The sequence below is a fragment of the Streptomyces sp. TSRI0107 genome, from assembly GCF_001905845.1.
In the GTDB taxonomy this organism is placed as follows: domain Bacteria; phylum Actinomycetota; class Actinomycetes; order Streptomycetales; family Streptomycetaceae; genus Streptomyces.
In genome coordinates, this window is sequence record NZ_LIVZ01000010.1 from 263,502 (window position 1) to 279,249 (window position 15,748).

The 15,748-nt window shown below is 75.4% G+C and carries 11 protein-coding genes; 6 read left to right on the top strand and 5 right to left on the bottom strand.

Annotation, left to right across the window (positions count from 1 at the left end; genetic code table 11):
- The first annotated feature begins 7 nt into the window (after positions 1 to 7).
- The 4 genes from lanKC (at position 8) to rfbB (ending at position 6,286) form a co-directional block, all read left to right on the top strand.
- Positions 8 to 2,491, top strand: coding sequence for a class III lanthionine synthetase LanKC (lanKC, locus tag AMK31_RS27095; RefSeq protein ID WP_073943268.1), 2,484 nt, complete (start codon positions 8 to 10; stop codon positions 2,489 to 2,491).
- A gap of 329 nt (positions 2,492 to 2,820) precedes the next feature.
- On the top strand, positions 2,821 to 4,074 hold the full coding sequence (locus AMK31_RS27100; RefSeq protein ID WP_073943269.1) for a YcaO-like family protein: 1,254 nt from the start codon (positions 2,821 to 2,823) through the stop codon (positions 4,072 to 4,074).
- A gap of 8 nt (positions 4,075 to 4,082) precedes the next feature.
- A complete protein-coding gene (locus AMK31_RS27105) occupies positions 4,083 to 5,150 on the top strand; it encodes a glucose-1-phosphate thymidylyltransferase (RefSeq protein WP_073943270.1) in 1,068 nt (355 codons plus the stop codon).
- A 113-nt stretch (positions 5,151 to 5,263) separates the two neighbouring features.
- Positions 5,264 to 6,286 (top strand): dTDP-glucose 4,6-dehydratase, encoded by a 1,023-nt coding sequence (gene rfbB, locus AMK31_RS27110; RefSeq protein ID WP_073943271.1) that lies wholly within the window; start codon positions 5,264 to 5,266, stop codon positions 6,284 to 6,286.
- On the opposite strand, the gene AMK31_RS27115 is transcribed toward rfbB, so the two are convergent.
- Positions 6,250 to 7,209: a D-2-hydroxyacid dehydrogenase family protein gene (locus tag AMK31_RS27115; protein WP_073943272.1), complete on the bottom strand. Its 960-nt coding sequence runs from the start codon at positions 7,207 to 7,209 to the stop codon at positions 6,250 to 6,252. The two genes, rfbB and AMK31_RS27115, sit on opposite strands and share 37 nt — an antisense overlap.
- Before the next feature lie 349 nt (positions 7,210 to 7,558).
- On the opposite strand from AMK31_RS27115, the gene AMK31_RS27120 reads away from it, so the two are divergent.
- Complete coding sequence (locus tag AMK31_RS27120) at positions 7,559 to 10,759, top strand: AfsR/SARP family transcriptional regulator (RefSeq protein WP_073943273.1); 3,201 nt, start codon at positions 7,559 to 7,561, stop codon at positions 10,757 to 10,759.
- A 12-nt stretch (positions 10,760 to 10,771) separates the two neighbouring features.
- Here AMK31_RS27120 and AMK31_RS27125 read toward each other — a convergent pair whose 3' ends face one another.
- The 3 genes from AMK31_RS27125 to AMK31_RS27135 are packed head-to-tail and all read right to left on the bottom strand — an operon-like array spanning position 10,772 to position 13,920.
- Positions 10,772 to 12,457 (bottom strand): bifunctional 3'-5' exonuclease/DNA polymerase, encoded by a 1,686-nt coding sequence (locus AMK31_RS27125; RefSeq protein ID WP_073943274.1) that lies wholly within the window; start codon positions 12,455 to 12,457, stop codon positions 10,772 to 10,774.
- A gap of 40 nt (positions 12,458 to 12,497) precedes the next feature.
- On the bottom strand, positions 12,498 to 13,262 hold the full coding sequence (locus tag AMK31_RS27130; protein WP_073943275.1) for a Clp protease N-terminal domain-containing protein: 765 nt from the start codon (positions 13,260 to 13,262) through the stop codon (positions 12,498 to 12,500).
- Between the two features lie 31 nt (positions 13,263 to 13,293).
- Positions 13,294 to 13,920, bottom strand: a complete 627-nt coding sequence (locus AMK31_RS27135; RefSeq protein ID WP_073943276.1) for a LysE family translocator — start codon at positions 13,918 to 13,920, stop codon at positions 13,294 to 13,296.
- A 115-nt stretch (positions 13,921 to 14,035) separates the two neighbouring features.
- Between AMK31_RS27135 and AMK31_RS27140 the strand changes: the two genes are divergently transcribed.
- Positions 14,036 to 15,151 carry a DUF2786 domain-containing protein gene (locus AMK31_RS27140; protein WP_073943277.1) on the top strand — a complete coding sequence of 372 codons (1,116 nt, stop codon included), beginning with the start codon at positions 14,036 to 14,038 and terminating at the stop codon, positions 15,149 to 15,151.
- Between the two features lie 11 nt (positions 15,152 to 15,162).
- Here the strand turns inward: AMK31_RS27140 and AMK31_RS27145 are convergent, their stop codons facing one another.
- Entirely contained in the window at positions 15,163 to 15,708 is a 546-nt protein-coding gene (locus AMK31_RS27145; protein ID WP_073943278.1) for a DUF4232 domain-containing protein, read from the bottom strand.
- Positions 15,709 to 15,748 lie beyond the last annotated feature (40 nt).

Consider the following 15,748-nt stretch of genomic DNA (forward strand, 5'->3'; position numbering starts at 1 on the left):
ATGAGCAATGGACATCGTTCGGCATCTGCACTTCTGCCCACCGGGCACGCCCTTCTTCGACGCACCGGCCTCCGCCCCCGACCCGGCGGACGACTTCGGGCCGGTGCGTGACGCCCTGCCGGCCGGCTGGAGCCGCAAGGTCGGCGGCGAGTGGGTGCAGTGGGCGCCGGACGGCGTCGAGATCCCCCTCCAGGGCTGGAAGATCCACGCCTCGGCCACCCCGGACAGCGCGCCCGCGATCCTCGACACGGTCGTGAAGTACTGCGTCGCCGAGCGCGTGATGTTCAAGTTCATCCGGAGCCTGCCGGTGCTGCGGCGGCGCAACGGCAAGTACGGCGACCGCAGCGCGAGCGGCAAGTTCGTCACCCTCTACCCCGCCGACGAGGCGCGGTTCGAGAAGATCCTGCGCGAACTCGGCGGCCTGCTCGAAGGACAGCCCGGCCCGTACATCCTCAGCGACCTGCGCTGGGGCCCCGGCCCGCTGTACGTCCGCTACGGCGGCTTCGCCCTGCGCACCGCCCGCACCGACACCGGCGAGCAGGTGTACTGCGTCGAGGACCCCGACGGCCGCCTCGTCCCCGACCGGCGCGGCCCCGGCTTCCGCCCGCCGGAGTGGGTGACGCTGCCCGACTGCCTCGCCGAGTCGCTGGCCGCCCGCAACGCGGGCACCCTCAAGGACTTCCCGTACCGGGTCACCCAGGCCCTGCACTTCTCCAACGGCGGCGGCGTCTACCGGGGCGTCGACACCCGCACCGGCGCCGACGTCCTGCTGCGCGAGGCACGGCCGCTGGCCGGACTGGACGGCGACGGCCGCGACGCCGTCGCCCGGCACGAACGCGAGCACTGGGCGCTGCGGCGGCTGGACGGGCTGGACTGCATCCCCCGGCTGGTCGACTACCGCATCGGGCACGAGCACTACTTCCTGGTGCGGGAGTACGTCGAGGGCCGCTCGCTGTCCAAGGAGACGCTCCGGCGCAACCCGCTGCTGCTCGGCGAGACCTCCGCGCAGGCCCGCGCGGAGTACGCGGCGTGGGCGCTGGACGTGCTGGAGCAGATCGACCGGGGCGTCACAGCGATGCACGGCCGCGGCGTCGTCTTCGGCGACCTCCACCCCGGCAACGTCCTCGTCCTTGACGACGGCACGGTCCGGTTCATCGACTTCGAGACCGCCAGCGCGGTCGACGCGGACGCCGCGCAGACCATGGCGGCGGTCGGCTTCGCCGCGCCGGAGGGCGTACGCGGGGCCGCCGTCGACCGGTACGCGCTCGGCTGCCTGCGGCTCGCGCTGTTCGCGCCGGTCGCGGCGGTGCTGCCGTGGGGACCGGAGAAGGTGACGGAGGCGCTGGAACTGATCCGGGGGCGGTTCCCGGTGCCGGCGGACTTCGCGGAGGCGGTACGGCGGGACCTGGGGCTGCCGGAGACGCCGGGGGAGCCGTCCCCGGGCGTCTGGCACGGCGACCCGGCGGAATGGCCGCGGCTGCGGGACGCGCTCGCCGAGGGCATCGCCGGTACGGCCACCCCCGACCGTACTGACCGGCTCTTCCCCGGCGACGCCGAGCAGTTCTTCGCCCCCGAGGGCGGGGTGGGCTTCGCGTACGGCGCGGCGGGTGTGCTCTGGGCGCTCGCGGAGGCCGGGGTGCCGGTCCCGGAGGACCACACCGACTGGCTGACCAAGGCCGCGCTGGAGCTGAACGAGCCGCAGCCCGGCTTCTGGACCGGGCTCGCCGGCATCGCGTACGCCCTCGACCGCCTCGGCCGCGCCGACACCGCCCGGCGGCTCGTGGACCGCGCCCTCGACGAGACGGTACGGCCCCGCCGCGGCGGCCTGCTCGACGGCGTGTCCGGCCTCGGCCTCACCGCCCTGCACTTCGGCGACACCCACCTGGAGGCGGCCGTCCGCCTCGCCGAGACGATCACGCCAACGCCCGACACCGGCCGGCCTCCCGGCCTCCTGCACGGAGCCTCCGGCACCGCCCTGTTCCTCATACGGCTGTACGAGCGGACCGGGGACCCGGCGCTCCTCGACCGCGCCGGGACCGCCCTGCGCGCCGACCTCGCGGCGCTCGGCTGGTCCTCGGAGGAGGGCCGCTTCGGCGCGGAGTCGGTGGGACGGCTGCCGCTGATCTCCACGGGCAGCGGCGGCACGGCACTGGTCCTCCAGGCCTGGCTGCGGCACCGCGAGGACCCGGACTTCACCGCCGCGCGGGACGCCGTAATGGCCTTGACGGAGGGCCACTTCGCCCCGCAGGCCGGGGTGTTCCACGGGCGTGCCGGAGTGCTCGCGGTACGGCTGGGGCTGGGCGCCGCGGGCGACCCCCAGGGCCTCCTCGACCCCTTCGGCCTGCACGTCGTCCCGCACGACGGCCGGCCCGCCTTCCTCGGCCGGGAGAACCTGCGCGTCTCGACGGACTTCGCGACCGGCGGGGCGGGCGTGCTCGCCGTACTGGACGCGGCGGTCGGTGGGCGGGTGCCGCGGCTGCCGTTCCTGTGAGCGGCCGGCGTCGGCTGCGGTTGCTTGGAGGGTTCGGCGTCCGCCGTGGTTGCTTCGGGTGGCCGGCGTCCGCCGCCGCTGCGACCGTCAGCCGTGTGCGGTGCGCCGACCGCCGACCGCCGACCGCCGACCGTCGCCGCGACCGTCTGCCGACCGCCGACCGCCGACCGCCGACCGCCGACCGCCGTCTGTCGACCGCCGACCGTCGCCGCGACCGACTGCCGACTGCCGACCGCCGTCGGCCCCGCGATCGTCCGCCGACCGCCGACCGCCGTCCCCCCGCCTTCCTGACCCGGCCCCTTCACCCGACCGCCCCCGGGAGCCCACCCATGATCGATGTCCTCCCCGCCCTGGAGCCGAGCGCCGGGCTGGTCACGCTGTCGCGGATCAGTCCGCCCGCACCCCCGGCCGACCTGCTGTGGCGGTGCACGGTCGAGCTGGCGCGGGCCGAACCGGACCGGGCGGGCGGCGTGCTGAGCGCACGGCTGGCCGGGGCGCACGGGCACTCCAGTACGGACGCGATGCTGCGCGGCGTGGGTGAGGCGGTCGAACGGTACGCGCTGCACCCCGACGGCCCGGCGCCCGCCGGGGCGGTCCGGGCGACGGCGGCCGGGCTGGGCTCGCGCGCACAGCGCTTCCACGGCCCGGACGTGGCCCTGGGCGCCGCGACGGACCGCGAACTGACCTGGTACCCGGCGACGCGGCTGCGCGACGGGGCCACCGTGCTGGTGCCGAGCGCCCTGGTCGACTACCCGCTGACCGGCCCCGACGCGGACGGCTTCGACCCGTCGCCGTCCGGCGCGGCGGCGGGCGAGGGCTGGACGGCGGCCGTGCGTTCGGCCCTGCTGGAGACGGTGGAGCGGGACGCCTTCCAGGTGGCGTGGGAGCGCGACCTGCGCCCGGTCCGGGTGGCCGACCCGGGCACCGACCGCACGCTGACCCGGCTCCTGCGCCGCGCCGCCCAGGCCGGTCTGGAAGCCGTCCTCGCGGAAGTGCCCACCGGCGTACCGGGCGTGGCCTGCGCGATCGGCGTCGTCGTCGACGAGGCCGGGCCCCACCCGCTCGCCACCCTCGGCTGCAAGGCCTCCGACGACCCCGCCCGCCGCCTGCTCGGCGCGCTCCAGGAGGCGCTGCAGATCCGGTCGGCCGCGCTGGTCGCCCGTGAGCGGGCCGACCGGTGGCCGGGCGGTGCCGTGCGGGACGACGACGACCGGCTGCGGTTCCTGGCCTCCCCCGAGGGGTACGCGCGGGTCCGCGCCTGGACCGACGCGTTCGCCCAAGACGGTCCCGGTGGTCCCGGCGACCCCGCCGCCCGGCGGGTCTCCACCGACGAACTCGTCCGCGCCATGGTCACCGACGGCGCCGACCCGCTGATCGTCGACCTCACGCACCGGCTCCCCCTCGGCGTGCGGGAGTCGGGCTGGGCCGCCGTCAAGGCCGTACCGGTCGGCTACCAGCAGCTGCGCATCGACGACACCCGCACGGACACCTGGAACAGGGCGCGGCTCGCGTCCGCCGAGGCCCGTACCGGACTGACCGCGGGGCCCGCCCCGACCGGCGTACGCCCGCACCCGCTTCCCTGAAGGACCGTATGAAAGCCCTCGTCCTCGCCGGCGGCACCGGCAGCCGGATGCGTCCGCTCACCCACACGGCGGCCAAGCAGCTGATCCCCGTCGGCAACAAGCCGATCCTCTTCTACGGCCTGGAGGCGCTGGTCGCGGCCGGGGTGACCGAGATCGGGATCGTGGTGGGGGACACCCACCGCGAGATCCGGGAGGCGGTCGGCGACAGCGGCCGGTTCGGCGCGCGGGTCACCTACCTGCGGCAGGAGCGTCCCCTCGGCCTCGCCCACGCCGTGCTGATCGCCCGCGACTTCCTCGCCGACGACGACTTCGTGCTCTACCTCGGCGACAACTTCCTGGTCGGCGGCATCGACGAGGTCGTGGCGGACTTCCGCGCCGCCCGGCCCGACGCCGGTGTGCTGCTGACCCGGGTGCCCGACCCGTCCGCGTTCGGGGTCGCCGAGCTGGGCCCCGACGGGCGGCTGGCCCGGCTGGAGGAGAAGCCGGCCGAGCCGCGCAGCGACCTCGCGGTGGTCGGCGTCTACCTGTTCACGCCGGCGATCCACGAGGCCGTACGCGCCGTCGAGCCGTCCCCGCGGGGCGAGCTGGAGATCACCGACGCCCTGCAGTGGCTGATCGACCAGGGGCACGTGGTCCGGCCGACGCTGGTGAAGGGGTACTGGAAGGACACCGGCACCGCCGCCGACCTGCTGGCCGTCAACCGCACCGTGCTCGACGGCCTCACCCCCGAGGTGCGCGGCTCGGTCGACGCAGGCAGCGTGATCAGCGGGCGGGTGCGGGTCGAGCCCGGTGCCCGCGTGGTGCGGTCCCGGGTGGTCGGGCCCGCGGTGATCGGCGCGGGGGCGGAGGTCGTCGACTCGTGCGTGGGGCCGTACACCGCGCTGGCGGAGGGCTGCCGCGTCGTGCGGAGCGGGGTGGCCGACTCGATCGTGCTGAGCCGCGCGGAGATAGCGGGGGTCGGGCGGGTCGAGGCCTCGCTCGTCGGGCGGCACGCGAGCGTGCACAGCACCGATCATGTGTCCACCGCCCACCGGCTTGTCCTCGGCGACCACAGCAGCGTTCACATCGGACACTGACCCCGGGCCACCGACCCGCGCCCCCGACGCCCCTTCCGACGCCCTCCCCCCGACGCCCTGCCCCTGCCCCCACCGACCCGCGACCGCACCGATCCCCGACCCTCAGGAAACCCGTGCGCATCCTCGTCACCGGCGGAGCCGGCTTCATCGGCTCCCACTTCGTCCGTCTCCTGCTGGGCCCGGACCCCGGGTCCCGCCCCACCGCCGTGACCGTGCTCGACGCCCTCACCTACGCCGGGGACCTCACCCGGCTGGACGCGGTGGCCGGCGACCCCCGGTACGACTTCGTGTACGGCGACGTCCGCGACCGCCCGCTGGTGGAGGAACTGGTGGGCGGGCACGACGCGGTGGTGCACCTCGCCGCCGAGACACACGTCGACCGCTCGATCGGCGGGGCGGGCGAGTTCGTCTCCAGCAACGTCCTGGGCACCCAGGTGCTGCTGGACGCGGTGCTGCGGCACGGGCGCACCCTGGTGCACGTCTCCACCGACGAGGTCTACGGCTCGATCGCGGAGGGCTCCTGGACGGAGGACTGCCCGCCCGCGCCGCGCTCCCCGTACGCGGCCGCCAAGGCCTCCTCCGACCTGCTGGCGCTGGCGTACCACCACACCCACGGCCTGGACGTCCGCGTCACCCGCTGCTCCAACAACTACGGCCCCTACCAGCACCCGGAGAAGCTCATCCCGCGCTTCTCCACCCTGCTCCTAGACGGCGGCCGGGTGCCGCTGTACGGCGACGGCCGCAACGTGCGGGACTGGCTGCACGTCGAGGACCACTGCCGGGCCCTGCTGCGGGTGCTGCTGGCGGGCCGCGCCGGGCGGGTCTACAACATCGGCGGGGGTACCGAGCTGACCAACCTGCGGCTGACCCGGCTGCTGCTGGACGCGTTCGGCGCGGGCCCGGAGCGGATCGAGCGGGTGCCCGACCGCAAGGGCCACGACCTGCGCTACTCGGTCGACTCCGGCCGGATCCGCCGCGAGCTGGGCTGGCGCCCCCGGCACTCCTTCGCCGAGGGCCTGGCCGCGACCGTGGACTGGTACCGGGACAACCGCGCCTGGTGGGAGCGGCACCTGGCCGAGCGCGACCCGGCCGCGGCCCCTCAGCCGAGCAGCCGGACCGGCTCGCCGTCCAGGTAGGCGCGGATGTCCTCGACCGCCTGCCCGTAGTAGCGGGCGTAGTTGGCGCGGGTGACGTAGCCGAGGTGCGGGGTGGCCAGCAGGCGGGGGGCGGTGCGCATCGGGTGGCCGGCGGGCAGCGGTTCGACGTCGAACACGTCGACGCCCGCCCCGGCGATCCGGCCCTCGTGCAGCGCGGCGAGCAGGGCGTCCTGGTCGACGATGGCCGCGCGGGAGGTGTTGACCAGGAAGGCGTCCGGTTTCATCAGGGCGAGTTCGGGGGCGCCGAGCAGGCCGCGGGTGCGGTCGGAGAGGACCAGGTGCACGGAGACGACGTCGCTCCGCGCCAGCAGCTCCTCCTTGCTCGCGGCCCGGCGCACGCCGGCCTCGCCGGCGCGTTCGTCGGTGAGGTTGCGGCTCCAGGCGACGACGTCCATGCCGAAGGCCTGCCCGATCGCCGCCACCCGGCTGCCGATCTTGCCGAGGCCGAGCAGACCGAGGACGCGTCCGTGCAGGTCGGCGCCGACCGTGGACTGCCAGGGGCCGCCCTCGCGCAGGCCGGTGTTCTCCTGGACCAGGCCGCGGGCCAGGCCGAGGATCAGCGCCCAGGTCAGTTCCACCGGCGGGGTCGAGGAGCTCTCGGTGCCGCAGACGGTGACGCCGTGGGCCCGGGCGGCGGCGTGGTCGATCACCGTGTTGCGCATGCCGGTGGCGACGATCAGCCTCAGCCGGGGCAGCCGCGCCAGCAGCGACGCGGGGAAGGGGACCCGTTCGCGCAGGGTCACGACGATGTCGAAGCCGGCGAGAGCGGCGGCGAGTTCGTCCTCGCCGTCGAAGTGCTCGGTGAAGGGGACGACGTCGACCCGGTCGGCCACGGGGGACCAGTCGGCGGCGGAGGTGCCGGCGTTCTGGAAGTCGTCGAGGAGGGCGCAGCGCAGTCGCATGGCAGTAGTGTCCTCGCCCCGGCGGGGGACGCGACGCGGGCCCCGGTCGTTCACCTCTGACGGCCGGGGCCCACTGGCGTCCCGGATCCGGCCGCGGCGGCGACACTCCCCCGAGCAACGCGTTCACGCGCGCGCACCGACGGGCCGGTTCCGATGAAGTGATCACATCAGACCGCGCCAACGGATCGCTAACATGTGGCCAACGGTTCTCCGGGGACCTGCCCGGCGGTTGGCGCGAAGTCGCCCTCCGGCCACCGGGCCGACACCGGGAGACGGCCGGAACGGTAGCGGATCCCGCCGGGAACCGGCAGTGAGCGGGTGGCGGGAAACCGTCGTGATGAGGGCGGAAATGCGCCAGAGTGTGATGCGGTTCGGACTGCTGGGGCCGCCCGTTCTCTACCAGCCGTGTGCGGCCCAGGGCCCCCAGGGCACCTTCGTACGCACCATTCGCAGTCCCAAAGCGCGCGCCCTGCTCGCCGTGCTGCTGCTGGAGGCCGGCCGGGTCGTGCCGGTCGGCTCCCTCAAGGACGCCCTGTGGGGCGGCGCGCCGCCCGCCTCCGCGCACGCCTCCCTGCACAACCACGTCACCCGGCTGCGCCGCCTGCTCGACGACCCCGACCGGCTGCGCGCCGTGCCGCCCGGCTATGTGCTGCGGGTCGAGCCGTTCGAACTGGACGTCCATGTCTTCGAGCACCATGCCACCGCCGCGCGCACCGCGCACGCCGCCCACGACTGGGAGCGGGTCGTGCGCGAGGCCGGGGCCGCGCTCGCGCTGTGGCGGGGCACGCCGCTGTGCGGCCTCCCGCCCGAGCTCGGCGGCTACGCCTTCGTCCAGCGTCTCGAGGAGGCCCGGCTGCTCCTGCTGGAGTGGCGCTACGACGCCGAGCTGGCCGTCGGCGGGGACCGGCTCGGCGAACTGGTGCCGGAGCTCGCGGAACTGGCCGCCGAGCACCCGCTGCGCGAGGCCTACCAGCGCCAGCTGATGCTCGCCCTGCACCGCACCGACCGCCGTGCCGAAGCCCTGGCCGTCCACCGCGACCTGCGCGCCCGGCTGCTGGAGGAGCTGGGCGTGGAGCCCGGCCCGGCGGTGCGGGAGGCGCACCTGGAGGTGCTGCGCGCGCTGCCGCGCACCGAGCCCGCGGCCGAGCCGGCCCCCTCGGACACCGCGGCGGAGACCGACGCGGAGGCGGCTCTGTCCGCCCCCCGCCCCGCGCAGCTCCCGCCGCCACCGCCCCACTTCACCGGCCGTACCGCCGCCCGCGACGAGCTGTGCCGGGCGCTGCTGGAACCCGGTGCCGTGGCCGTGGTCAGCGGGATGGCGGGGGTGGGCAAGAGCGCCCTCGCCCTGCACGCGGCCCACACTCTGGCGGAACGTTTCCCCGACGGCCAGCTCTACATCAACCTGCACGGCGCCACCCCCGGCATGACCCCCCTCACCGCCCCCCAGGCCCTCGCCGCCCTGCTGCGGGACCTCGGCGCCGAGCCCCGCCGCATCCCCGAGCACCCCGACGCCGCCGCCGCGTTGCTGCGCTCCCTGCTCGCCCCCACCCGCACCCTCCTGGTCCTCGACGACGCTGCCCACGCCGCCCAGATCCGGCCCCTGCTGCCGGGCGGCCCCGGCTGCGCGGTCATCGTCACCAGCCGCTCCCCGCTCACCGCCCTCGACGGCGCCCGCCGCTTCCCGCTCGCCCCGCTCACCGGCGAGGACAGCGCGGCACTGCTGCGCGCGGTCTCCGGCCGGGACGGCCTCGACGCCGCCCACCCGCTCGTCGACCTCACCGGCCGCCTCCCGCTCGCCCTGCGCGTCGTCGCCGCCCGGCTCGCCGCCCGCACCGCCCTCACCCCGGACGTCCTCGCCGACCAGCTGGCCGCCACCGGGAGCCGACTGCACCACCTGGAGTACGACGACCTCAGCGTGCGCAGCTCCCTCGCCGTCGCCCACGACGCGCTCGCCGCGTCCTCCCGCGAGGCCGACCGCGACGCCGCCCACGCCCTGCGCCGCATCGGCGCCCTCGACCTCCCCGCCTACGGCGCCCCCCTCCTCGCCCGCCTCACCGGCACCGACGAACGCCGCGCGGAAGCCGCGCTGGACCGCCTGGTCGACGTGGCACTGCTGGAGGAGACGGCGTACGGCAGGTACGAGCCGCACGACCTGGTACGGGATTTCGCGAGGGAACTGGCGGAGAAGCAGACGGGCACGGGCGCGTCGGGAACGGACGTGGGAGGGGAGCACGAAGGGGCGGACAGCGGGGAGACCGGCGCAGAGCCGGGCGAGGCGGCACCGGTGAGCGAAGGGGAGGCCGACGCCGAGGCGCGGGCACTCCCTCGGACGGGTGCGGGCACGGGCGGCACCCCGTCGGCGCCGGGCCGCGCCGACGACCCCAGCACCGAGGCGAGCGGTGCCGTGGAGACCGCCCTGCACTGGTACGCGGCGGTGGCCGAACGCGCCCTCACCGCCATCGTCGAACCCGGCCTGGACCAGGACGACCGCCGCCGCCCGACCGCCGCCCAGCCCCCCGAGCACGCCGCCCACGTCGCCGCCACCACCCCCTTCCGCTCCGCGAAGGCGGCCTTCGCCTGGGGCGACCTGGAACTGCCGAACATCGTCACCCTCGTCGAGCGGCACGCGGGCGACCCCGCCCACGACCACCGCACCGCCGCCTACGTCTCCACCCTCATCCGCCTCCTCTTCCCGTACGTCCAGCGCAGCGGCCGCGTCGCCGAGATGGAGGTGCTGGGCGGCGCCGCGCTCGACGCCGCCCGCCGCCTCGGCGACCCCGCCGCGGAGGCGTACGCCCTCGGCGACCTCGCCGGACTGCACTTCCTCACCGGCCGCCAGGGCGACGCCCTCGCCCTCAACGACCGCGCCCTGGAGATCTGGCGGCGCCTCGGCGTCGTCTCCTGGATCCGCCGCTGCCTGAACAACCGCGGCCTGCTCCTCGAAGGCCTCGGCCGGTACGCCGAGTCCGAGGCCGCCCTGCGCCAGAGCCTCACCTACTCCCGGCAGCTGCGGGACCCGCACGGCGAGGCCGTCACCTACAGCCACCTCGGCAATCTCTACGAGCACACCGACCCGCGCGCCGCCATCGAACAGCACCGGCGCTCACTGTCGATCGGCGTCTCGATCGGCGCGGTCATCGTGCAGCACTCCGCGCACTGCAACATCGGCTACGCCCACCTCAGCCTCGGCGAACCGGCCGCCGCCGCCCGGCACTTCGAGGAGAGCCTGCGCATCCTCGGCTGCCGCGGCGACTGGCACGGCGAGTCCCAGACCCGGCTCGGCCTGGTGCGCGCCCTGCGTCAGCTCGGTCTCACGGACCGCGCCGCGAGCGAGTGCGCGGAACTGATGCGCCGCGCGGACGCCCGCGCCGACCACTACACCGGCGGTCTCGCCCGCCACCAGAACGGTCTGCTGCTGCACGCCCGGGGTCTGCACGAGCGGGCGTACGACGAGTGGCGCACCGCTCTCGCCGCGCTGGACGGCACGGACGACAGCGCGGTGACGGCGGAGCTGCGGGCGCTGCTGGCCGGCGCCGACGCCCGCCGCTGACGGCCCGGCCGGTCACTTGGCGTCGGCATAGCACTCCACCACCGCCGTGGTGAACGGGAACCGCACCGGCGTCTCCCCGAACGTCAGCCGCCCCGCCAGCTCCGACGCCTCCCGGATCGCCGCGACGACCGTCTCCGCCTCCTCCTCGGGGCAGTGCACGATCACCTCGTCGTGCTGGAAGAAGACCAGCTCGGCCGCCAGGCCGGCGCAGGCCCTGCGCAGCGCGGCGAGCAGCAGCAGCGCCCAGTCGGCGGCGCTGCCCTGGACCACGAAGTTGCGGGCGAACCGGCCGCGGGCGCGGGCGTCGGTCGAGGCGTAGCCCGGCACCCACTGCCGGTCGTCACCGTCCTCGTCCGGCGCCGGGATGCCGGCCTCCTCCGCCGCGTCGTCGCCCGTGCGGGCCGCCGGCGGGCAGGTCCGGCCGAGCCAGGTGCGCACCAGCCGCCCCTCCTCACCGGCGCGGGCGGCGTCGTCGACGTACGCCACGGCCCTGGGGAAGCGGCGGCGGAGCGCGGCGAGGTTCTTCAGGCCGTCCCCGGAGGTCTGTCCGTAGACCGCGCCGAGCACCGCGAGCTTGGCCTGGGCGCGGTCGCCGGAGAAGGCGCGGTCGGAGACCGACTGGTAGAGGTCGCTCTCGCGGCCCGCGACCTCCATCAGACCGGGGTCGCGGGAGATCGCGGCGAGCACGCGCGGTTCCATCTGGTCGGCGTCGGCGACGACCAGCCGCCAGCCGGGGTCGGCGACGACGGCCCGGCGGATCACCTTGGGGATCTGCAGGCCGCCCCCGCCGTTGGTGACCCAGCGCCCGGTGACGGTGCCGCCCGCGAGGAACTCGGGCCGGAACCGCCCGTCGCGCACCCAGTCCTGGAGCCAGGACCAGCCGTGGGCGACCCAGATCCGGTACAGCTTCTTGTACTCCAGCAGCGGTTTCACGGCCGGGTGGTCGACGGACTCGAGCTCCCACCGGCGGGTGGACCTGATCTTGATCCCGGCCTGCGCGAACGCCTTGACGACGTCGGCGGGCAGGTCGGGCCGCACCCGCCGCCCGAACGCGGCGGACACCTCGTCGGCCAGCTCGGCGAGGCGCCGGGGCTCGCCGCCGCCCGCGTACCGCTCGCCGAGCAGGTCGTGCAGCACCGCGCGGTGGACGTCCGTACTCCACGGCAGTCCCGCGCGGTTCATCTCGGCGGCCACCAGCATGCCCGCCGACTCGGCGGCCGTCAGCAGCCGCATCCGGTCCGGGTGGGCCGTACGGTCGTGCCGCCGCTGCTGCTCGGCGTAGACGGCGAGCAGGTCGGCCAGGGGCAGCGGGCGGTCCTGCGGTTCGAAGAGCGGGGACTGCGCGCCGGGTTCCGCCGCGCGTTGCGGCGGATCCGGCGGGACGGGCCCGCCGCGCAGCCGGGCCAGGGCGGCGGCGGCCGAACGCGGCTCGCCGTACCGCCCCTCGTGGCCCAGGAGGAGGGTTTCGGCGTCCTCGATGTCGTAGCACCGCTCCACTCGCACCCCCGTGGCGAGCAGACGCGGATAGACCTCGTGGGTGGACCGCCACACCCAGCGCGTCACCTCGGGCCGCTCCCGCACGGCCCGCGCCAGGTCCGCCTCCCGCAGCACCGGCCCGGAGGGCAGCCCGTCCGGGCCGAGGGGGGCGAGCTCCACGCCGCCGCCCTCGGCCGCTGCGAGCGCCCACCGGTCGGTCATGCAAGCGAGTGTGGCACCCGGGTCTGACAACGGCCCGGTGTCAGGCCTCCGCGCCGCCCTCGCCGTCTTCCGCGCCGGCGCCCTTGTTCGTCTTCAGGAACCGGGCGAGCAGCTCGGTGACGTACTGCTCGGCCTTCTCCTTGGTGATGCCGAGGCCGGAGAGCGGGCCCTCGCCGTTCTCGAACTCGAGCAGGGCGAGCAGCAGGTGCTCGGTGCCGATGTAGTTGTGGCCGAGGCGCAGCGCCTCGCGGAAGGTCAGCTCCAGCGCCTTCTTGGCGTCGGGGCCGTAGGGCACGAGGTCGGGGACCTCGTCCGCGGCGGGCGGCAGCGCCGCCGTCGCGGCCTGGCGCACCTCGTCCAGGGTGACGCCCTGCGCGGTGATCGCGTGGGCGGCCAGGCCCTCCGGCTCGGCGAGCAGCCCGAGGATCAGGTGCTCCGGCCGGCCCTCGGCGTTGCGGGCGGCGATGGCCTCGTTGTGGGCGGCCACGACGACGTTCCGCGCGCGCGGGGTGTAGCGGCTGAAGCCCTGGCTGGGGTCCAGGTCCGCCGACTCCTTCGGCACGAACCGCTTCTGTGCCGCCTGCCGGGTGACACCCATGCTCTTGCCGATGTCCGTCCAGGACGCGCCGGAACGCCGGGCCTGGTCCACGAAGTGGCCGATCAGGTGGTCCGCGATGTCGCCGAGGTGTTCCGCGGCGATGACCGCGTCCTGGAGCTGGTCCAGGGGCTGGTCGTGGACCGTCTTGATGGCCTCGATGAGGTCGTCGAGGCGTACGGATGACGTGATCTTGGAGTTCGTCGTCATGTGTCAACCGTAGGTTGCGCTCCTGGGACTGTCAACCTTCGGTTGACAGCCTGACGGCGAGTGCCGTGAACACCGTCCCGCTGAAGACGTTCAGCCCGCGCGCCACCCGCCGGCTGCGCCGCAGCAGCGCCGAGAGCTTCCCGGACAGCAGCCCGATCGTGCCGTCCACCGCGAAGCCCATGACCACGATCGTCACCCCGAGCACCATGAACTGCCCCGGCACATGGCCCAGGTCCGGGTCCACGAACTGCGGCAGGAACGCCACGTTGAACAGGATCACCTTCGGATTGAGCAGATTGGTGATCGCGCCCTGCCAGAACGCCCGCCGCAGCCCCGCCCCGGCCCCCGGCGAGCCCTCCTCACCGGGCACCGAACGGTCCCGGAACGCCTTCACCGCGAGATACAGCAGATACGCCGCCCCCGCCCAGCGCAGCACGTGATACAGCGTCGGCAGCGTCGTGAACAGCGCCGACAGGCCCAGTGCCGCGGCCACCGCGTGCACGAGCATCGCGCAGGCCACCCCGAACGCGGCCATCACCCCCGCCGCTGGCCCGCCTCTCCCGCCCACGGCGACGATGAACATCATGTCGGGTCCCGGAGTGACACAGAGCGCGAAGGCGGCGATCAGGAACGCCGCGTACAGATGCATGTCCACCATGGGTCCATGCTCGAAACAGCCCTCCCGCGCGGGCGACCGAATTCCGGGGAGTGAGACGGAACGAGGTCCCCACGCGCGCGTGAGGGTCCCGACCCGCGCGTGACACCATCGGCGGGTGAGTACGCCCAGCACCGTCGACCGCGCCTTCGAAGCCGCCCTCTACGCCGCCGACGACACCGGCCTCGACACCGGCGCGTCCCTGCTCGCCGCCGACCCGGACGCCGACGCGGAACTCGGGCGGCGCGGCCGGGAGTTCGTCGCCGCGGCCTGGCGGCGCGGCTGGCAGCCCGCCGACGTCGTACGGATCGTGCGCCGGGAACTGGACGACGTCCATGTGCACCTCGTGGCGGAGCTGATCCGCGCGCAGGCCCCCGACGACCGCCCGCGCGGCCGCCGCTGGGCCGCCCAGCTCGACGGCCTGCCCGCCGGAGAGCCGCCCCGCGCGGACCGCTTCTCGCGCGCGACCGCCCTCCTGGAGCTGTACCGGCTCCTGCTGCGGCTGCCGGCCCTCGAACCCCTCGACGAGCACGAGCCGGTACGCCGGGACGCGCCCGCCGAGTCCCGCATGCTCGCCCGGATCCGCGCGCTGCTCGCCAAGGCGGAGGCGACCGGCTACCCGGAGGAGGCGGAGGCGCTGAGCGCCAAGGCGCAGGAGCTGATGGCCCGGCACAGCATCGACGAGGCGCTGCTCGCCGCCCGCTCCCCGGCTGCCGCCGCCGACGCGCCCGGCGCCTGCCGGATCGGTGTGGAGGCGCCGTACGAGCAGGCCAAGGCGGTCCTGCTGGACGCGGTGGCCACCGCGAACCACTGCCGGGCGGTGTGGAACGAACCCCTCGGCTTCTCCACGGTCGTCGGCTTCGACGCGGACCTGGAGGTCGTCGAACTGCTCTACACCTCACTGCTCGTGCAGGCCACGACGGCGATGACGAAGGCGGAGGCGGCGCAGCGCAAGGGCGGCCGCAAGCGCACGAAAACGTTCCGGCAGTCCTTCCTCGCCGCCTACGCCCACCGCATCGGCACCCGCCTCGCGGCCGCCGCCGAGACGCAGGTGACCGACGATCTGCTCCCCGTCCTCGCCTCCCGCGACGTCGCGGTCACCGACCGCGCGGAGCGCATGTTCCCGGAGACCACCACGACCCGGCTGCGCGGCGTCAGCGACGCGGCGGGCTGGAGCGAGGGCGCCCGCGCGGCGGACCGGGCGCAGATGAAGCACCGCCGCCGCCTCGGCTGACGCCCCCGGCGTCAGTCCCCGACGGGCTGCTGGAAGGGGCCGACCGAGGCCTCCGCCTCCGCCTCGCCCTTCAGCGCGACCTCGCCGTACGACCACGGGAGATCGTGCGTCACCGTGTCGTCCGGCAGGCCGACCTTCAGCGTCCGCACCGCCAGGGACCGCTCCCCGCCGGCCTCTCCGCGCGTGTAGGTGAGCGTGAACAGCGCGGTGCCGCCCTCCGCGAGGGTCAGCTTCCGCGCCGACGCGGCGTCGTCCGGCCGCACGGCGACGGAGGTGTCCCCGGCCGCCAACTCGACCGCCGGGAAACCGTCCAGCGTGCACGGGGCGCCCGCCCGGTTGGTGAGCGTCACGGTCACGTTGCCGGTGTCCCCGGCGGCCGGCGCGGCGTCCACCGGTCCGTACTCGACCCCGATGTCCGCACCGGCGCAGACACCGCCGCCGCCCGTCTCCTGTTCGCGGCTCTCCTCCGCTTCCCCGCCGCACCCGGACAGCACGAGCGCGGCGGCGAGCGCGCCGACGACGGTGCCGGTGGTGGCGGTGAACGACTTGGCGCGCATGAGCGGACTCCCTGGGACGGTGACGGTGCCGGAGAGATCA

Coding starts and splice junctions, on each gene's coding strand:
- AMK31_RS27130 (WP_073943275.1), bottom strand. CDS start 13,262: ATGACGACGAACTCCAAGATCACGTCATCCGTACGCCTCGACGACCTC.
- AMK31_RS27145 (WP_073943278.1), bottom strand. CDS start 15,708: ATGCGCGCCAAGTCGTTCACCGCCACCACCGGCACCGTCGTCGGCGCG.
- AMK31_RS27115 (WP_073943272.1), bottom strand. CDS start 7,209: ATGCGACTGCGCTGCGCCCTCCTCGACGACTTCCAGAACGCCGGCACC.
- lanKC (WP_073943268.1), top strand. CDS start 8: ATGGACATCGTTCGGCATCTGCACTTCTGCCCACCGGGCACGCCCTTC.
- AMK31_RS27120 (WP_073943273.1), top strand. CDS start 7,559: ATGCGCCAGAGTGTGATGCGGTTCGGACTGCTGGGGCCGCCCGTTCTC.
- AMK31_RS27135 (WP_073943276.1), bottom strand. CDS start 13,920: ATGGTGGACATGCATCTGTACGCGGCGTTCCTGATCGCCGCCTTCGCG.
- AMK31_RS27100 (WP_073943269.1), top strand. CDS start 2,821: ATGATCGATGTCCTCCCCGCCCTGGAGCCGAGCGCCGGGCTGGTCACG.
- AMK31_RS27125 (WP_073943274.1), bottom strand. CDS start 12,457: ATGACCGACCGGTGGGCGCTCGCAGCGGCCGAGGGCGGCGGCGTGGAG.
- AMK31_RS27105 (WP_073943270.1), top strand. CDS start 4,083: ATGAAAGCCCTCGTCCTCGCCGGCGGCACCGGCAGCCGGATGCGTCCG.